The sequence below is a fragment of the Veillonella tobetsuensis genome (genome assembly GCF_002959935.1).
Classification (GTDB): domain Bacteria; phylum Bacillota; class Negativicutes; order Veillonellales; family Veillonellaceae; genus Veillonella; species Veillonella tobetsuensis.
Genome location: NZ_PPDF01000008.1, coordinates 59,331 through 77,843, shown reverse-complemented (window position 1 = coordinate 77,843; position 18,513 = coordinate 59,331). Strand labels below are relative to the sequence as shown.

The window sequence follows — 18,513 nt, the reverse complement described above, 5'->3', positions numbered from 1 at the left end:
CTGGTTGAAAGGGTTCCTATGAGCGCAGAAACAATCAATGGGGCACGCATTGTCCTAGAAACATTGCATCGCCTTGGTGTAACTGATATGTTCGGCTATCCAGGTGGCGCAGTCATTCCAATTTATGATGAAATTTATAGCTTCCCTGAAATTAAACACTATTTCGTACGTCATGAACAAGGTGCAGCCCATGCAGCAGATGGTTATGCACGCGTATCCGGTCGTGTAGGCGTATGCCTTGCTACGTCTGGACCTGGTGCAACAAACCTTGTAACAGGCATTATGACGGCTTATATGGACTCAGTGCCGATGGTAGCTATTACTGGACAGGTAGGTCGTCCGTTTATCGGTAAGGATTCCTTCCAAGAGGCGGATATCCAAGGTATTACAATGCCGATTACTAAGCATAACTATCTAGTTCAAGATATTCACGATTTGCCTCGCATTATCAAGGAAGCGTACTTCATCGCTGGTACAGGTCGTCCAGGTCCTGTATTAATCGATATTCCAAAGGATATTCAAACAGAAAAAATATCTATGGCGGAATACAATAAATTATACGAAGTACCTATTCATCTTGAAGGGTATGATCCAACATACAAAGGCCATCAAGGGCAAATTAAAAAAGCGGCGACCCTTATCAAGAATGCAAAGCGCCCACTTATCATTGCTGGTGCTGGCGTATTGAAATCAGGCGCTATGGATGAACTTAAGGAGTTAGCTGAAAAGGCTCAAATTCCTGTGACTAATACGCTGGTTGGTCTTGGTGGTTTCCCTGGAGACCACGAATTAGCACTTGGCATGGTAGGGATGCACGGTTCTGTAGCGGCTAATAACTGTACAGAGGAGGCCGACCTTGTTATAGCGGCAGGCATTCGATTCCATGACCGCATTACAGGTCATCCTGATTTCTTCTGTAAAAAAGCAAAAATCATTCATATCGATATCGACCCAGCTGAAATCGATAAGAATGTTACTATCAACGTACCTATTGTAGGTGATTTAAAACGAGTATTAACCGAACTTAATGCATTAGTTGAACCTGTTACTCATGAGACTTGGATTGAACAAATCCGTGAGTGGCAAAAGGAATATCCTATGGTGGTTCCTGAGTCTACAAATGGTGAGTTACATGCACAATATGTATTATCTGAGCTTAATAAAATCTCTAATGATGATGCCATCATTGTAACTGATGTTGGGCAACATCAAATGTGGTCAGCTCAATTCTTAACTCATAAAAAGCCACATACTATTGTTACCTCTGGTGGCGCTGGTACAATGGGCTACGGCTTGCCAGCGGCTATTGGTGCACAAGTAGGGGCACCTGAGAAACAAGTTATCCTCGTAGTTGGTGATGGCGGTTTCCAAATGACTTGTGAAGAGCTCATGATGGTTCGCCAGTACAATTTACCAATTAAAATTGTGATCATCAATAATGGCTATCTTGGCATGGTTCGTCAATGGCAACAAATCTTTAATAATCGTCGCTATTCCTATGTAGATTTGGAAATGAGTCCAAACTTCTTGAAATTAGCTGATGCATTTGACTTGAAAGCAGCTCGTCTCGATACGGTAGAAGCTTTCAATAAAGATTTCCAATCTTATATTACCTCTGACGAAAGTATCGTCTTGGATTGTCGTGTTGAACGCGAAGACAATGTATTGCCGATGATTCCAGCAGGTGGCACTGTAAGCGGTATGATGGGTAAGAAAGGGGTGCTATAAATGGCTAAAGAACATCAAGTCTTAATCATTGCAAAAAATGCGCCAGGTATTGGTACACGTATTTTGGCACTCTTTAACCGCCGTGGTTTTAATGTTACAAAAATGACCTCTGGTATTACAAATCAGCCAGGTTATGCGCGTATTACCATTACTGTTGAAGCGGATGACCGCATCCTCGATCAAGTGCAAAAACAAATCTACAAGCTAATCGATGTTGTTAAGGTTAAAGTTTTTGACGATCATGATGTAGTCTGCCGTGAATTAATGCTTATCAAGGTGAAAGCAACAGCTACAACACGATCTCAAATTGTTCAAATTGCCGACGTATATCGCGGTAATGTACTAGATATTTCTCCTACTTCTATGATTATTGAGGTTATCGGCAGCGTAGAAAAATTACGCGGTTTCATCCAAATTATGGAAACCTATGGTATTCTTGAAATTGCCAAAACAGGTATCACTGCTATGAGCCGTGGAGAAAAAATGTAGGAGATGATAGTGTGGAGAATGAATTGCTCCATTATGAGAATATCTGCTTTCGACGCGATGGCAGACATATCTTAGATAATGTAAATTGGCATATAGAAAAAGGTGAAAACTGGGCTCTTTTAGGGCTTAATGGGGCTGGTAAATCGACGCTTCTCAGCATGATTCCAGCCTACCAAATTCCAACGACAGGCACCTTGCGTGTCTTCGGTCATGAATTTGGGAAATACGCATGGCCTAAGATTAAATCGAGATTAGGTTTTGTCAGCTCTGCTCTTGGGCAATTTCAATCTACCTTGGATAAACAAGTCGTCGAGGACGTTGTTATATCCGGTGCTTTTAGTAGTATCGGTATATACCAAGATGTATCACCAGAGGTGCGAGAGCGGGGGATGCAATTATTTTATGAGTTTGGCCTAGGTCACTTAGAAGGTCATCGCTTTTATACATTGTCTGCTGGTGAACAGCGACGTGTATTGTTGGCGAGATCCATTATGGCGAATCCAGATTTACTGATCTTAGATGAGCCTTGCTCTGGTCTAGACCTGCCGGCGCGTGAAAGGTTTTTACGTACCGTATCTACGCTAGTAGAGGAGCAGAAGACACCAATTATTTATGTGTCACATCAAATTGAAGAGATACTACCAGCTATTACACATGTAGCTATTTTGCGAGAGGGCAAGATGGTACATGCGGGGCCTAAACATACAGTATTAACCGATGAGAATCTATCTGATGTATTTGGAATTCCCGTGCAGGTTGTATGGAAGGATGATCGCCCTTGGGTGATTGTGCGGTAGTTATCAATTTTATTTATCAGAGGTCAAGAATTCGGCTTGCTGATACTAAATTAATGTACGCCACATCTTGCAAATTTTTGTTAGATTGTGTACAGTATAAATAGTCTATATTCTATTGAATATGTTTGGAGGTTGTCTAATATGGCAGGTAAAATTTTAGGTACTACAGTTTATTATGATGCAGATTGTAATTTGAGCAAATTGGAAGGCAAAAAAATTACAGTTTTAGGTTACGGTTCCCAAGGTCATGCTCATGCATTGAACTTGAAAGAAAATGGTATGGACGTAACAATCGGTCTTCGCGGTGGTTCTTCTAGCTGGAAAGTTGCTGAAGAAGCTGGTCTTACTGTAAAAGAAACTGCAGAAGCAGTTAAAGGCGCTGATATCGTTATGGTGTTGATTCCAGACGAATTACAAGCTGACGTTTATGCAAATGATATTGCTCCTAACTTAAAAGAAGGTGCATATTTAGCATTTGCTCATGGTTTCAACATTCACTTTGGCAAAATCGTTCCTCGTGAAGACGTAAACGTATTCATGGTAGCTCCTAAAGGCCCTGGTCATTTAGTTCGTCGTACATACCAAGAAGGCTCTGGCGTTCCTTGCTTGTACGCTGTAGAAAAAGATCCATCTGGCGACACTGAAGAAGTTGCATTGGCATGGGCATCCGGTATTGGTGGTGGCCGTTCCGGTATCTTAGAAACTAACTTCAAATCCGAAACTGAAACTGACCTCTTCGGTGAACAAGCTGTATTGTGCGGCGGCGTTACTGAATTGATCAAAACTGGTTTCGAAGTATTAACTGAAGCTGGTTATGAACCTGTAAACGCTTACTTCGAGTGCTTACATGAAATGAAATTGATTGTAGACCTTATCTACGAAGGTGGCTTCCAAAAAATGCGCCACTCCATCTCCAACACTGCTGAATACGGCGACTACCATGCAGGTCCTCGCGTAATCACTGCAGATACTAAAAAAGCGATGGAACAAATTTTGGCAGATATTCAATCTGGTAAATTTGCTGACGAATTCTTGGCAGATTCCAAAAACGGTCAAAAATTCCTCAAAGAACACCGTGAAGCAGCTGCTAACCATCCAATCGAACCAGTTGGTGCAGAACTTCGCAACTTGATGAGCTGGTTAAAATAAGAGATTGCATTAGTAATTTCTTAATAAGCATAGGCTTACTGAAAGCGACCCCATTTGGGGTCGCTTTTTTATTGAGTAATACAAGTACGTATGATATAGTTAATGTAGAGTCAGTGTAGTATATTTTGGTATAAGGAGAGATACTATGAGTTCTACAACTATTATTATCATCGTGGCCGTTGCAGTCATTTGGGCCATTTTGTTTGTCGTATTTATGAAGTTCAATAAAAACCGACAAGCCGGTGAACAACAATTTGTACAAGAGAATGCTAATAAAGCGATTCTTCATATTTATGGTAAATCTGTAAAGGTTGATGGTAAGGACCTTTCTACTATTGATCATAAAACTGGTCAATATGGTCAAGTCATTGTGGCATTAACACCAGGAGAACATACCATTGAATCCGTATATTACACGACGGATAATGTGGGTACTAAAACAAAGAATGTTGAAACACAGCCTGTTACCATTACAATTCCATTACAAGCAGGTAATGAATATAATGCGGCTATGTATTTCTATTCCGCAGAACAACGTAATGCGTATTATAAAGGTGACGTTGACGATGCCGTTTTAGAAGTTGAACTAGAATTAGAATCTGGTTTTACAGCGAATACTCATGCGTATATCATCGTGTACCGTGAATGTAAATAAATTAGTATAGTAACTGTTTAATAGAGCTATCATTGTGGTAGCTCTATTTTTTATAAATCGTTGTTGGTTATTATCATATTTATTTATGATATAATAAAAAGATATATGAAAGGAGCATAATTATGGACTTCTATACCGTTTCCTATGTGGAAAGCCAAATCGCATCTGGTCATACATTAGGGTTCGTTATCTTTGTAGTTGTTTTATTAGCCATTCTCGGAGTAGGCATTCAAGTTTTGCGTAATGGTTTTACAAGCCGTTACCGTGATTTAACTGTTATATTATCCTTAATTATTGTATTTTTCTTAGGCTTAGAATATCAAGAATATGGTCGTATGAAGAATTACTCTGAAGATTCTTCTAGAATGGCTCAATTCTTGCATTCCTTTAGTGCAGACCGTGGTGTTGATAAAGGTCAATTAGCTGTTAATTCCTTAAAGGTACGTAATGGTATGATCTTAAAGGTTAGCGATGCATACTATGAGGTGCAATTTAATCCTGAATTTACTACCTATACAATCACTCGTGTGTATACAGTAAGTCCTACAGACCGAATTCATGATAAAGCGGATGTATTACCATAAGGAGGACCACATATGACAGAAGCTATGGCCGTCTATGGGATGGTCTTTGCCAAACTCGCCATCGGTCTCTTGGCGATTATTTTACAAATTAACTTAATGGGGAAGGGAAACTTAGCGCCAACCTCTGCTTTAGACCAATTACAAAACTATGTACTTGGTGGTATTATCGGTGCCATCATCTATAATGATGCGATTGGTATTTTACAATTTATGTTAGTTCTCATCTTATGGACTATTCTCGTAATGACGCTTAAATTCTTAAAAGGCAATCTAAGATTCTTTAAAACAATTCTAGATGGTCATCCTGTCATTGTCATTGAACGAGGTCATATTTTAACAGAAGAGTGTATGCGTTATGGTATTCAATCGGCTGAGTTAAAACTAAAACTTCGTACAGCCGGCGTTCAATATGTAGCAGATGTTAAGCGTGCCGTATTAGAGCAAAATGGTCAGCTTAGTGTTGTTCAGTTCGGTGAAGAAAATATTCGTTTTGATTTGATTAACGATGGTCAAATTAATCAATTTACTCTTGATGTAATTGAAAAAGATAGAGAATGGTTAGAACAAGAGGTACAAGCACAAGGATATTCCATTAAAGATATTTACATTGCGGAATACAGAGATGGTAAAGTCGTATTGTATCCGTATGAGAAAAAACATCGGCCTCAATTGGTAAAAACAATTAAAACAAAGACTACTCAGACAAAGGATACAATAAAATCTAAAATAAATGATATATAGCGTTGTTGAGCCCACTATTCATAGTGGGCTTATATAGAAAGGAAATTAGTGAACCGTAAAGATTTAATTGATCGATTACAAGAACTTTATAAAGATGAAGATAGCCGCGTAACTATTAACCCTCATGCAGAGCAAAAGGTTGCCATCGTCTATCCGAATACCTATTTTGTGGGCATGAGTAATTTAGGCCTTCACATTATCTATGAGGAAATCAATTTGCATCCATCTAGTGTATGTGAGCGGATATTCTTGCCTGAGAAAAAGGAACTAGACGCCTATGATAAGACGAAAACACCGCTTATGAGCGTTGAAACGCAACGGCCTATGCATCAGTTTGATGTAGTGGCCTTTGATGTTACCTTTGAAATGGATTATTTCCATATTCCTCTTATGCTTCGTCATGGTCGGGTACCTGTTACGAGTGAAGCCCGAACTGGCTTTGATCCTATCGTCATTGCGGGAGGACCTTGTGCGACATTTAATCCTGAGCCCTTTGCCGATTTTATCGATGCTTTCATCATCGGTGAAGGGGAGGGCATTGTTACTGCTGTGTTAGAACGAATTCGCAAGGGTCGTGAGAATGGTGAAAGCCGAGAAGAAACGATTTCTGCACTAGCTCAAATTGATGGTGTATATGTACCTGTTTTATATACCCCTCAATATGACGATAAGGAACAATTCATTGGTTACGATATAGCAGATGGTGCCCCTAAAATTATACGACGCCATTTTGAACCTCTTACGAGCGGTGGTGAAACGGTAATTGCTACAAATTTCACCGAGTTTGGCGCCATGTATATCATTGAGGTAGCTCGAGGCTGTGGCCGCCATTGTCGATTCTGTATGGCTGGGTATTGTTTCCGCGTACCGCGTGTACGACCACTGGATATCTTGAAAGAAGGCGTCGATAGAGCAGAAAAGTTAGGGAAAAAGGTAGGGCTTATGGGGGCGGCCATTTCCGATTATCCAGAGGTTGATGAGCTCGTAACCTATATTCGCTCTAAGGATATGCGTTATTCTTGTGCGTCCTTGCGCGCCGATTCCTTGACACAAGCCGTTGTCGATGGATTGGCTGAAAGTGGACAAAAGACAATTACTATTGCACCAGAAACAGGTAGTGAACGATTACGTCGTGTCATCAACAAGGGGATTAGTGAAGAAAATCTCCGCACCGCGGCTCAGTTATCCGCTAAGTCTGGTATTCAACATATGAGGCTATATATTATGATAGGACTTCCAACGGAAACGGATGAAGATATAGATGCTATCGTAGGACTGGCAGAACGTACACAAGCACACATGGCTGAGGTGGGCTGTAAAGGCCGATTAACACTTAGTATTAATCCGTTTATACCAAAGCCGTTTACGCCATTTCAATGGATGGCCATGGATCATCAAAAGAGCGTAGAAAAGAAATTACAATATATTAAGAAATCATTGCAAAAAAATCGTCGCATCGAGGTACTCGTTGAATCTCCAAAAGAGGCGTATATCCAAGGTGTATTAGCACGAGGGGACCGTCGTTTAGGCAAGGTACTCGCTGCATGTGCTCTAGATCGAGGTAGCAAATCCTTTAAATCTGAAATGAAAAAAGCCGGCCTCGACATGGATAATTGCAATTATCGGGAACGCAAGTTTGAGGATTATTTGCCTTGGTCTCATTTAGATATGGGTCTAAGAAATGGTTATTTAGAACAAGAATGGCAACGGGCCATTGATGAAGCGTATACACCTCCTTGCATGGAAGGGTGTAAGCGCTGTGGCGTGTGTAAGTGATTTGAGAAATAAATAGTAGAGGAACAGTCGTATGGATATTACTGTTGTAAATGTAAATACAAATGATGATCGTAAATGGTCTTTTGAAATGCCTAACTGGGCCAATCAATTTCCTCTGGTTATGGGGGATACATATCGTCATGGCGGTGTATGTAAGAAGCCATGTGAATCTCTAAATTTAGCTACTCACATAGGAGATTCATTACAAGATGTATTAGATAACCGCAGCATTGTAGCTGATCATTTAGGTGTATCGCCAGACCGCATTACCTGTGGCAATCAAGTGCATGGACTCAATGCGGTACGCATTACAGAAGATTTAATTGGTGCTGGCTCTATGAGTTCTGATACTGCTATTCCAGATTGTGATGCGATATATACGGATATTCCCAATGTACCATTATTCTTATTTACCGCTGATTGTGTACCAGTAGGCATTTACGATCCTGTGCATCATGTGGTGGCTACCGTTCATGCAGGTTGGCGCGGTGTTATAGGCCATCTACCGGTTATCACCATAGAGGCGATGCAACGAGATTTTGGTACGCGATTTGAAGACTGTTATATCTACTTAGGTCCTAGTATTGGGCCTGAATCCTTTGAGGTCAATCAAGAGTTGGCAGATACTTTCACAAAAGAATGGCATAAAATAACCGATGCTGATAGCGATGAATTAGTGCGCTATATAATTCGAGAGGGTGCTTCGCAAGCGACACCACATGTTGATTTATGGCGATTTATCGAAGAAGATTTGTTGCAACGAGGTGTTCCAAAGGACAAAATCTGTATTGGTGGTACGGATAGTATGACCGATGAGAATTGTTTTTCCTATCGTCGTGAACATGGCAAGACAGGGCGTATGGCATTATTTGCCATGCTCGAAAAGCGGTAAAGATATACATTATTGGTTAAATATTATATAATATAAGTCTATAGGACATTTATTTATATGTAGATATATGGGAGGATCATATGATTGAAGAATCCCTGCACAATATTCAGCAACGCATGGCCGATGCTATGGCCTGCGTAGGGCGCACAGATACAGCATTACTGGTGGCGGTTACTAAAAATCATCCAGTATCAGCTGTAGAAGAAGTGGCTCGGCTTGGATGTACTCATGTAGGCGAAAATCGCGTGCAAGAGGCAAAAGAAAAACAAATGCTTTATAAAGGACCTAAATTGGTATGGCATTTAATTGGCCATTTACAAGTTAATAAGGTTCGTCAAGCGGTACCGATGTTTGATTTGATTCATTCTGTAGATAGTAAAAAACTATTGGATGAAATTGAAAAGGTGGCTGCTAAGCATGATAAGGTACAAGATATATTGTTACAAGTCAATGTGGCTCGCGAGGCGAGCAAGTCGGGCATGTCCGTAGAGGAATTTCCAGAGGTGCGCGACTATGCTAAAACTTTGCCGCATGTGCGCGTTAGGGGATTAATGTGCATGGCTCCGTTCTTTGAGAATCCAGAGGAAGCGAGACCTATCTTTAGAGTGGCATATGTTTTGTATGAAGATATGAAAGGGTATTTTCCTGAAGGAGATATACAGTATTTGTCGATGGGGATGACACATGATTTCGAGGTGGCCTTACAAGAAGGGGCTAATATCGTACGTGTTGGCACGGCCATCTTTGGGGAACGCGTATATAACTAATAGGGTAAATATTACAGTGTGAGTATATTAGGAGGAACACCATGTCTATGGGAGAACAATGGCAAAAAATTAAAAACTTTATCGGAATTAGTAACGATGACCGTTATGATTATGATGATGAGTATGAATATGAAGATGATGAGGACTATGCAGAGGACGTGCCACCAGTAGCACCAACAGCAGCTGCATCTGAGTTCCATCCACGTAAGGTAGGAGGCACATCCACTATGACACAACGTCCAACAGCCATGAAAGTAGTTGTTATCGAACCTAAAGTATTCGAGGATTCTGAAAGCATCACCCATCAATTACGTGACATGCGTCCTGTATTGATTAATTTTGAAAATACAGATCCTCACGAAGCAGCTCGCATCGTTGACTTTGTATCTGGTGCAACATTTGCATTAGATGGCAAATTGGAAAAGGTAGGCAAAGACATTTTCATGTGCGTACCTGTTAATGTATCTATTGATTATAATAATGAATCTGAAAGTGGAACAACTGAACAACAAGAATTTAACTGGCAAAATAAATAATCCGGTATAGAAAAAGTGGTGATATTATGTTGGGAAAAACAGTATGTATAGGCGTAGGATCCATGGGTGGTGCCCTTTTACGAGGCGCACTTTCACAAGGTATATTACGTAGAGATGATGTATCAATCGTAGTGCGTCGCCCTGAACATCGCGACGAATTAGTTGACGAATTGGGCGTTACAGGTTTTATAGAATTACCTGATATGGCGCAGTTTGACACGATTATCTTAGCTGTTAAACCACAAGTATTACCATCTGTATTGAGCCAATTAACGTCTGTGAAAGCGGGGGCTACGGTTATTTCCGTGGCAGCTGGTGTAACATTAGATACCTTGCGCAAAGCATTACCAACCGCGGTGTTGTACCGTGCCATGCCGAATACTCCAGCATCTATTGGATGTGGTATGACTGCGTTGACTGCGGATAATGGAGCTGATACAATTCACGTGGAGGCTTTATTTAATGCGGTTGGTGAAGTAGCCGTTGTCAGTGAAGCCGACCTAGATCGATTAGGCGCTTTGTCTGGTGCCGGCCCAGGATATATGTTTGTCATTTTAGATGCCTTGGCTGATGCGGGGGTCCGCATTGGATTACCTCGTCAATTGGCGATTAAGGCGGCTGCCCAAACGATGTATGGGGCTGGTAAAATGGCATTAGAATCCGGTACACATCCTGCTATATTGCGCGATCAAGTGACTAGCCCTGGCGGTACTACGATTGCTGGCATTGGAGCTATGGAAAAAGGTGGCTTGCGCAGTGCCCTACAAGATGGGGTTGTTGCTTGTTTAGCTCGTTCCAATGAATTGGGGAAATAATGGCTGATACTAGTAAATTAATTAGATATTTTGAAGCAAGCGGTAGCGGTGAAGAAGCGCGCCGTATGCTTGATTTAGCTGAACAAGTGGTAAAGGGAAAACCGTATCGCGTTTGTGACTTTACAAGTCCTGCAGGTCTTGTTATCGCGGACGCAATTAAGGCGGCTTATCCTGAATTACTCGTTCAATCCTATGGCGGCTATGAAGGGGCGGAACGCATTCGTATCGCCTTTGTAGATAGTCATTTTCAAGGTACAGTAGATATGGGTATCATTCCCTTGAAGGTATCTTGGGATCCACGATTTAGATTGTTAAATCATCGTGATGTGCTTGGTTCTTTGATGGGGCTTGGCATTGATCGCTCGAAGTTTGGCGATATTATCATGGGCCAAGGGGGCGCACAAATTCTCGTAGATAGCGCTGTAGCAGATTTTGTAGTGCAAAATTTTACAAAGATTGCTATGGTTGCCGTATCTGTAACTCCGATGGAGTTAGATGAGATAGCACCAAAAGAAGAAAAGATTAAAGAAGTGCGTACTACCGTTGCATCACTTCGATTGGATGCGGTAGCAAGCTCTGGCTTTAGCGTATCCCGTACCAAATTGGTGAGCGCTGTAAATGCCGGTTTATTGCAAGTAAATTGGCAACCTGCAAAGGGGCCATCCCAAGAGGTCAAAGAAGGGGACATCATATCTATGCGTGGTCGTGGCCGAATGAAGGTAGAGGCTATTACGGGCACATCCCGTAAGGGACGTATCGGCGTTTACCTTAAACGATTTATGTAAGCAAATAAGCAATCGGCTTGATTCATCAAGCCGATTTTTTATACCGCTTATGTATATCTATAGTTTCATATGTAGGTATACATAAGCGGTATCATCAATTATGCGAGGTTCATTATGATATCTCTAACATTACAAACTACAGCGAGTGATACCATTTTATTTGTAGGTGGTGGCGCCGTGGCTGAACGACGTCTAGCATTATGCTTAGACGAGCCCTGTCAATGCATTGTCATTAGCCCCGTTATAACAGATCAGATGAAAGCTTGGCATGAGGATAACAGATTTATTTGGCACAATACAGTGTTTAGCGATGACCATATAGACATTGTAAAACAATGTAAATTATTGTTTAGCTGTACAGATAATAAAGCTGTTAATGATTATATAGAAGCTATAGCACGCAATAATGGCATACTAGTCAATCGTGCCGATAATGCTACAGCTTGTGATTTCACAGTACCATCAACAATCGATATGGGTGATTTGCATGTTGCGATTAGTGCTAATAATGGGGGACCACGTATTAATCGTCTTGTGAAACAAGATATGATGAATCGTTATAATATATTGCAAATTGCCATACCGAGACTTAAAATTATGAGGGAAGAGGTAAAGTTACTTATCCCTAGCGTAGAGGAGCGTAGCCGTTTTTGGCGCACTCATCTAGGCGAATCTGAATTTCAGGCTATTCTTAAGGGACAATGGCCTTTGATAGAGGAGAAACTACACCATGCAATTAGTGGTATTAGGACTAAATCATAGAAGTGCTGCCGTTGAGGTGCGTGAACGTTTCTCGTTTGAAAAAAACGAGGTAGAAAGCGCCTTAAATCGACTCTATGAATACGAAAAAATTTCAGAATGCGTCATTCTATCGACTTGCAATCGTACGGAAATTTATGCCGTATTAGAAGATGTACAATCTCCTAAAGCGTATATGCTCGATGTATTAAAGCATTTAAAACATGCCGATACAATTGATGAATCCGCATTTTTCTTCTATGAAGAGAAAGCCTGTATAGAACATCTATTCCGCGTATCTGCTAGCCTTGACTCCCTAGTGTTGGGGGAAGGTCAAATCCTTAGCCAATTGAAAGGTGCCTATATCGCTGCCTATAGTGCAGGCTTTACGGGAACCGTATTTAATATCTTGTTCCAACGCGCTATTGGTGTTGGTAAAAAGGTTCGGACCAATACAGGCATTGCAAATACACCTGTGTCTGTTAGTTACACGGCGGTTAACTTGGCGGAAGATAGCCTAGATAAACCACTTACAGAAGCCACAGTCCTCATCTTAGGGGCTGGTACCATGAGTGAGTTAACAGCTACACACTTACAAGCAAAGGGCGTAAAAACCATATTCGTATCAAATCGAACTTTTACCAATGCGGAAGCCTTAGCGAAGAAATTTAATGGGCAAGCCATTAAATTAGATCACTATGTAGAACAAGCGGAACATGCAGATATCATCATTACATCGACGGGGGCACCGCATTATATTATTGGTGAAAAAGAGGCTAAACGGATTGCCTCATTGCGTCATGGACGTCCCATCGTGATGATTGATATTGCAGTGCCTCGTGATATTGATCCTGTCGTTGCGGATATCGAAGGTGTGTACCTATTCAATATCGATGCTCTAGAAAGCGTTGTAGAAGAAAATAAACAACAACGCGAGGAAGAAGCGAAGAGGGCTGAACCGATTATTCACGAAGCCATCGATGAAGTGTTAGAAAAGTTTAGTTATTTATCCGTACGTCCTATGATGGCATTATTGACAGATAAGGCTGACCGTATTCGTCGCCGTGAATTACATCGAGCGCTGGCTAAATTGCCGGATATTTCCGATAAAGAGCGTCGCATCATTGATTCTATGAGTCGTATGATCGTTAGAAAAATGCTAAGAGAACCGATGATTCATTTCAATGAAATCGCCGGTACACAAGAAGAAGGTTTATATTGGGATTTATTCAAAGATATGTTTAATCTCGAGAAAGAAGGCTCGTAGTATGAGGAACCACATTAGAATTGGAACTCGAAAGAGTGCTCTTGCTTTATGGCAGTCAGAATATGTAAAAAGTGAATTGCAACGCTTATACCCAGGGGTTACCGTAGAATTAGTTCACTTTAACACAAAAGGGGACCGCATTTTGAATAAGCCCCTTGCTGAAGTAGGTGGCAAAGGTTTATTCACTGCTGAATTAGAGGCGGCTATGCATGCTGGTGATATCGATATCGCCGTTCATAGTTTAAAGGATATGCCTACAGAATTGCCAGATGGCCTTACATTAGGTGCTATTTCCAAACGGGAAGTACCATTCGATGCTTTGGTTAGTCCTAAATATAAAACATTGGACCAATTACCAGAAGGAGCGCGTATTGGCACCAGTAGTTTACGTCGTCAAGCCCAACTATTGCATCGCCGTCCAGACCTACAAATCGAAGTCATCCGCGGCAATGTGCAAACCCGTCTTGGCAAGATTGAAACGGAAGGCCTCGATGGCGTCGTATTGGCACAAGCAGGCCTTAAACGGCTCGGTTTAGATGATAGAATCACACAAGTCTTTACAGCGGATGAAATGATTCCTGCTGTGGGGCAAGGTGCTTTGGCTATTGAATGTCGCAGTGACGATACTGAGATGTTAGAAATACTTTCAAAAATCGACGACGAACCAACACGCCTTGCCGTAGAAGGGGAACGTAGTTTCTTGAATCAACTCAATGGTGGCTGCCAAGTGCCGATGGGCGTATATGGAACTGTTGAAAAAGGACAGCTTAATTTGAAAGCGCTCATTGCGTCCTTGGATGGTAAAACTGTATATGAAGGGGAATTGTCTGGACCTGCTAAGAAAGGGGTTATGTTAGGCAAAAACCTTGCGAAAGCCTTATATGAAGAAGGGGGCAAACACATTGTGGAAGCCCTTGTTAAGGAGGGAATCATAAAATGACAGGTTTAGTATATTTGATTGGCGCAGGCCCTGGAGATTCTAAATTAATCACTGTAAAAGGTAAGGAATGTATAGAACGCGCAGATGTTATCGTGTATGACTATTTAGCAGATGCTCATTTATTAGAATGGGCTCGTCCTGATGCTGAGTTAATCTATGCAGGTAAACAATGTAGAGAACATACTATGCACCAATGGGAAATCAACGAATTGTTGGTAGCAAAGGGCAAAGAGGGTAAAATCGTAGCCCGCTTAAAGGGTGGTGATCCCCTCGTATTTGGCCGCGGAGGGGAAGAAGCAATGGCCCTTCGTGAGGCCGGTGTTCCTTTTGAATTTGTACCTGGTGTTACATCGCCTATCGCTGCGCCTGCCTATGCTGGTATTCCTGTAACACAACGCGCTATGGCTACATCCTTTGCGGTTGTTACTGGTCATGAAGACCCAACAAAAGCGGTGTCTGGCATCCATTGGGAAGGTCTTGCTACAGCAGTGGATACACTTTGTTTTGTCATGGGCGTAGGCAATTTACCTATGATTGCAGAAAAATTGATGGCTCATGGCCGTCCTGCTAATACACCAGTGGCGCTCATTCGCTGGGGTACTAAACCTGTTCAAGAGGTACTTGTTTCCACACTAGAACATGTTGTAGAAGACGTGGAAAAGGCACAACTAAAAGCACCAGCCATCATCGTCGTAGGCGATGTTGTAAACTTGCGTGAACAATTGCAATGGTTCGATAACAAGCCGTTATTCGGCAAAACGATTGTAGTTACTCGTGCTCGCTCTCAAGCCAGCAAGTTCCGTGATATGCTCATGAATCAAGGCGCCAATGTTATCCAAGCAGCAGCTATTAAAACAGAGCCTGTAGAATTATTTGATGAAGATAAACGTTTATTACATGGCGTAGATCGCTATTCTTGTGTCGTATTCACATCCGCTGAAGGGGTACGCTACTTCTTTGATGCATTGTACGGAGAAGGTAAGGATGCACGCTCTTTAGGCTATGCTAAGGTATGTGCTATCGGTAGTGCCACAGCTAAGGCATTGACTAACTATGGCATTACGCCGGATATTATCCCTGTAGATTATAAGGCTGAGTCTGTTGTTGATGCATTGAAACAGCATGTAAAAGCTGGAGATACGGTGTTATTAATTCAACCTAAGAAGGCTCGTGAAGTGATTCCTCGTGAATTGCGTCATTTAGATATCGACGTAGATATCTTGCGCTTGTATGAAACACAACAAGATACATCTCAACAAGAGGCATTAGTAGATGCATTGCAACATGGTCATGTCGACTATATTACATTTACTAGCTCCTCTACAGTTACCAATACATTGGAGTTATTGGGTGAGGATGCACTTTCACTATTAGAACATACAAAGATTGCATGTATCGGACCTATTACGGCCGCTACGGCTATGAGTGCAGGTTTAAAGGTAGATATCATTAGTCCTGTATATACGACAGAAGGTCTTGTAGACACAATCGTGAAAGACTGCGCTAACTAATATACTGTCATTATTAAACGGAAGAAGGAAATTTACCATGTACGATTTAACATATCGTCCTCGCCGTTTGCGCACTTCTCTAGAAATGCGTGATTTAGTACGAGAAACAACATTAGATACAACTGATTTGATTTATCCATTATTCATCGTTCCTGGTGAAGGGATAAAAAAAGAAATCGACACATTGCCAGGACAATACCATTTATCCGTAGACGAAGCGGTAAAGGTGGCGCAAGAAGCCTATGACCTCGGTATTCGTGGTGTAGAAATCTTTGGCATCCCTACCTATAAGGATGAACAAGGTTCCTCTGCTTGGGATATGGAACAACCGGTACAACAAGCGATTAAAGCCATCCGTGAAGCAGTGCCAAATCTATTGGTCATTGCAGACGTATGCTTATGCCAATATACCTCTACAGGTCACTGTGGCATGATTGATCACCATGAAATCTTGAATGATGAAACATTACCTCTATTGTGCAAGGTTGCCGTTAGCCAAGCACAAGCAGGTGCTCATATGGTGGCACCATCAGATATGATGGATGGCCGTGTAGGTGCTATTCGTGAAGCTCTTGATGAAGCTGGTTTCACCAATGTATCCATTATGAGCTATGCTGCAAAATATGCATCTGCCTACTATGGTCCATTCCGTGGCGCAGTTAATTCAGCGCCTCAATTTGGGGACCGTAAATCGTATCAAATGGATCCGGCTAATCGCTTAGAAGCAATGCGTGAAATCGAACTCGACATCGCCGAAGGTACGGATATTATCATGATTAAACCGGCATTGTGCTATTTGGATATCGTTCGCGAAGCACGTGACCGTTATGAATTACCATTGGCTGTCTATAATGTATCTGGCGAATATGCAATGGTTAAAACGGCTGCAGCTGCTGGTCTTATCGATGAACAACGCCTTGTTATGGAAACGATGCTCTCCATGAAACGGGCTGGTGCTAAGATTATCATCACATACCATGCCCTTGATGTGGCACGTTGGCTTAAACAATAAGGAGTGACTATGTTACAACTAGGTAAATCAGAAAAAGCGTTTTACGAAGCAAAGCGATATATGCCGGGTGGCGTTAATAGCCCTGTTCGCTCCTATCGTAGCGTAGGCTCAAACCCTCCATTTATTAGCTCCGCTAGTGGCAGCCGTATCTATGATATCGATAACAACGAATACATCGACTATGTGTTGAGCTGGGGCCCTATGATTTTGGGCCATGCGAACCCTGAGGTCGTAGCTAGTTTGCAAGAGGCTATTCCTCGTGGTACAAGCTATGGTGCGCCTACACTGTTAGAAACGGAATTGGCTAAGAAAATCCAAGCCTTCATGCCATCTATGGAAATGGTGCGTCTCGTTAACTCTGGTACAGAGGCGACCATGAGCGCATTACGCGTAGCTCGTGGGTATACGGGCCGCGATCGTATCGTTAAATTTGTTGGCTGTTACCATGGTCATAGTGATTCTCTATTGGTGAAAGCCGGCTCTGGCCTCGCTACATTTGGCGTACCAGATAGCCCAGGCGTACCAAAGGGCGTTGCAGAAAATACCATCACATTGCCATACAATGACATCGATGCGGTTAAACAATTATTCGATGAAATGGGCGATACCATTGCTTGTATTATCGTAGAACCTGTTGCAGGTAATATGGGCTGTGTGCCACCAGTAGAAGGATTCCTTGAAACCTTGCGCGATGTAACAAAGGCGCATGGTGCACTATTAATCTTTGACGAAGTTATGTGTGGATTCCGCGCTAGTAGCGGTGGTGCACAAAAACTATACAATATTAAACCCGATTTGACTTGCCTTGGTAAAATCGTTGGTGGTGGTATGCCTCTTGCTGTATTTGGAGGTTCTAGCAAAATTATGAGCGAAGTAGCACCATCCGGCCCTATTTACCAAGCCGGTACTTTGAGTGGTAATCCTGTGGCTGTAACGGCGGGCCTTGCTACATTATCTATGTTGCAACGAGACCCAACCATCTTTAAACAAGTGGAAGATAGCACAAAAGCATTGTGTAATGGCCTTGAAGAATTGGCTAAGAAATACAATGTGCCAGCAGTTGTGCAACGTGTGGGTTCTATGTTTACCTTGTTCTTTACAGATAAACCGGTTCACAATTTTGATGACGCTAGTGCATGCAATGCGGACCATTTCAAGACATTCTTCCATCATAACTTGAGCCATGGTATTTACTATGCACCAAGCTCTTTTGAAAGTAACTTTGTATCTATCTGTCATAAATCGGCTGAAATTGAAAAAACATTGGCTGTTGCAGAAGAAGCTTTCAAAATTATCAGTGAAACACTGTAATATTCTTTGACGTAATCGAT

19 protein-coding genes are annotated in these 18,513 nt (G+C 41.8%); all 19 read left to right on the top strand.

All coding sequences use genetic code 11. The features are described 5' to 3' along the window. Positions 1-18 precede the first annotated feature (18 nt). The 19 genes from ilvB to hemL all read left to right on the top strand — a co-directional run bounded on the left by ilvB (position 19) and on the right by hemL (position 18,493). The gene (gene ilvB, locus VTHSUH11_RS03380) at positions 19-1,728 is read left to right on the top strand and encodes a biosynthetic-type acetolactate synthase large subunit (RefSeq protein ID WP_105092661.1); all 1,710 of its coding nucleotides are present in this window, start codon (positions 19-21) and stop codon (positions 1,726-1,728) included. Then, positions 1,729-2,217 carry an acetolactate synthase small subunit gene (gene ilvN, locus VTHSUH11_RS03375; RefSeq protein ID WP_005375704.1) on the top strand — a complete coding sequence of 163 codons (489 nt, stop codon included), beginning with the start codon at positions 1,729-1,731 and terminating at the stop codon, positions 2,215-2,217. 11 nt (positions 2,218-2,228) lie between these two features. Next, positions 2,229-3,014, top strand: coding sequence for an ABC transporter ATP-binding protein (locus VTHSUH11_RS03370; protein WP_105092660.1), 786 nt, complete (start codon positions 2,229-2,231; stop codon positions 3,012-3,014). Positions 3,015-3,155: 141 nt separating this feature from the next. After that, complete coding sequence (gene ilvC / locus VTHSUH11_RS03365) at positions 3,156-4,163, top strand: ketol-acid reductoisomerase (protein WP_105092659.1); 1,008 nt, start codon at positions 3,156-3,158, stop codon at positions 4,161-4,163. A gap of 145 nt (positions 4,164-4,308) precedes the next feature. Further along, positions 4,309-4,818 carry a hypothetical protein gene (locus VTHSUH11_RS03360; RefSeq protein WP_105092658.1) on the top strand — a complete coding sequence of 170 codons (510 nt, stop codon included), beginning with the start codon at positions 4,309-4,311 and terminating at the stop codon, positions 4,816-4,818. Positions 4,819-4,940: 122 nt separating this feature from the next. Then, positions 4,941-5,402: a DUF3290 domain-containing protein gene (locus VTHSUH11_RS03355; RefSeq protein WP_105092657.1), complete on the top strand. Its 462-nt coding sequence runs from the start codon at positions 4,941-4,943 to the stop codon at positions 5,400-5,402. Between the two features lie 12 nt (positions 5,403-5,414). Beyond that, on the top strand, positions 5,415-6,143 hold the full coding sequence (locus tag VTHSUH11_RS03350; protein WP_059363939.1) for a DUF421 domain-containing protein: 729 nt from the start codon (positions 5,415-5,417) through the stop codon (positions 6,141-6,143). A gap of 48 nt (positions 6,144-6,191) precedes the next feature. Continuing rightward, positions 6,192-7,919 (top strand): radical SAM protein, encoded by a 1,728-nt coding sequence (locus VTHSUH11_RS03345; protein ID WP_105092656.1) that lies wholly within the window; start codon positions 6,192-6,194, stop codon positions 7,917-7,919. 31 nt (positions 7,920-7,950) lie between these two features. Next, positions 7,951-8,811 carry a peptidoglycan editing factor PgeF gene (gene pgeF, locus VTHSUH11_RS03340; RefSeq protein WP_105092655.1) on the top strand — a complete coding sequence of 287 codons (861 nt, stop codon included), beginning with the start codon at positions 7,951-7,953 and terminating at the stop codon, positions 8,809-8,811. Positions 8,812-8,891: 80 nt separating this feature from the next. After that, positions 8,892-9,578, top strand: a complete 687-nt coding sequence (locus VTHSUH11_RS03335) for a YggS family pyridoxal phosphate-dependent enzyme (protein ID WP_105092654.1) — start codon at positions 8,892-8,894, stop codon at positions 9,576-9,578. A 41-nt stretch (positions 9,579-9,619) separates the two neighbouring features. Beyond that, positions 9,620-10,114 carry a cell division protein SepF gene (locus VTHSUH11_RS03330; protein WP_105092653.1) on the top strand — a complete coding sequence of 165 codons (495 nt, stop codon included), beginning with the start codon at positions 9,620-9,622 and terminating at the stop codon, positions 10,112-10,114. A gap of 26 nt (positions 10,115-10,140) precedes the next feature. Next, positions 10,141-10,929 (top strand): pyrroline-5-carboxylate reductase, encoded by a 789-nt coding sequence (proC, locus tag VTHSUH11_RS03325; RefSeq protein ID WP_105092652.1) that lies wholly within the window; start codon positions 10,141-10,143, stop codon positions 10,927-10,929. Next, entirely contained in the window at positions 10,929-11,714 is a 786-nt protein-coding gene (locus VTHSUH11_RS03320) for a YlmH family RNA-binding protein (RefSeq protein ID WP_005375694.1), read from the top strand. Before proC ends, VTHSUH11_RS03320 begins: the two co-directional genes overlap by 1 nt. A gap of 114 nt (positions 11,715-11,828) precedes the next feature. Continuing rightward, a complete protein-coding gene (locus VTHSUH11_RS03315) occupies positions 11,829-12,476 on the top strand; it encodes a precorrin-2 dehydrogenase/sirohydrochlorin ferrochelatase family protein (protein WP_105092651.1) in 648 nt (215 codons plus the stop codon). Continuing rightward, the gene (hemA, locus tag VTHSUH11_RS03310; protein WP_105092650.1) at positions 12,445-13,719 is read left to right on the top strand and encodes a glutamyl-tRNA reductase; all 1,275 of its coding nucleotides are present in this window, start codon (positions 12,445-12,447) and stop codon (positions 13,717-13,719) included. The genes VTHSUH11_RS03315 and hemA overlap by 32 nt, the downstream gene beginning before the upstream one ends. Position 13,720: 1 nt before the next feature. Continuing rightward, positions 13,721-14,659, top strand: a complete 939-nt coding sequence (hemC, locus tag VTHSUH11_RS03305) for a hydroxymethylbilane synthase (protein WP_005375716.1) — start codon at positions 13,721-13,723, stop codon at positions 14,657-14,659. Then, the gene (gene cobA / locus VTHSUH11_RS03300) at positions 14,656-16,170 is read left to right on the top strand and encodes a uroporphyrinogen-III C-methyltransferase (protein WP_105092649.1); all 1,515 of its coding nucleotides are present in this window, start codon (positions 14,656-14,658) and stop codon (positions 16,168-16,170) included. The genes hemC and cobA overlap by 4 nt, the downstream gene beginning before the upstream one ends. 37 nt (positions 16,171-16,207) lie before the next feature. Continuing rightward, a complete protein-coding gene (gene hemB, locus VTHSUH11_RS03295; RefSeq protein WP_105092648.1) occupies positions 16,208-17,182 on the top strand; it encodes a porphobilinogen synthase in 975 nt (324 codons plus the stop codon). Positions 17,183-17,191: 9 nt separating this feature from the next. After that, entirely contained in the window at positions 17,192-18,493 is a 1,302-nt protein-coding gene (gene hemL / locus VTHSUH11_RS03290; protein ID WP_105092647.1) for a glutamate-1-semialdehyde 2,1-aminomutase, read from the top strand. Positions 18,494-18,513 lie beyond the last annotated feature (20 nt).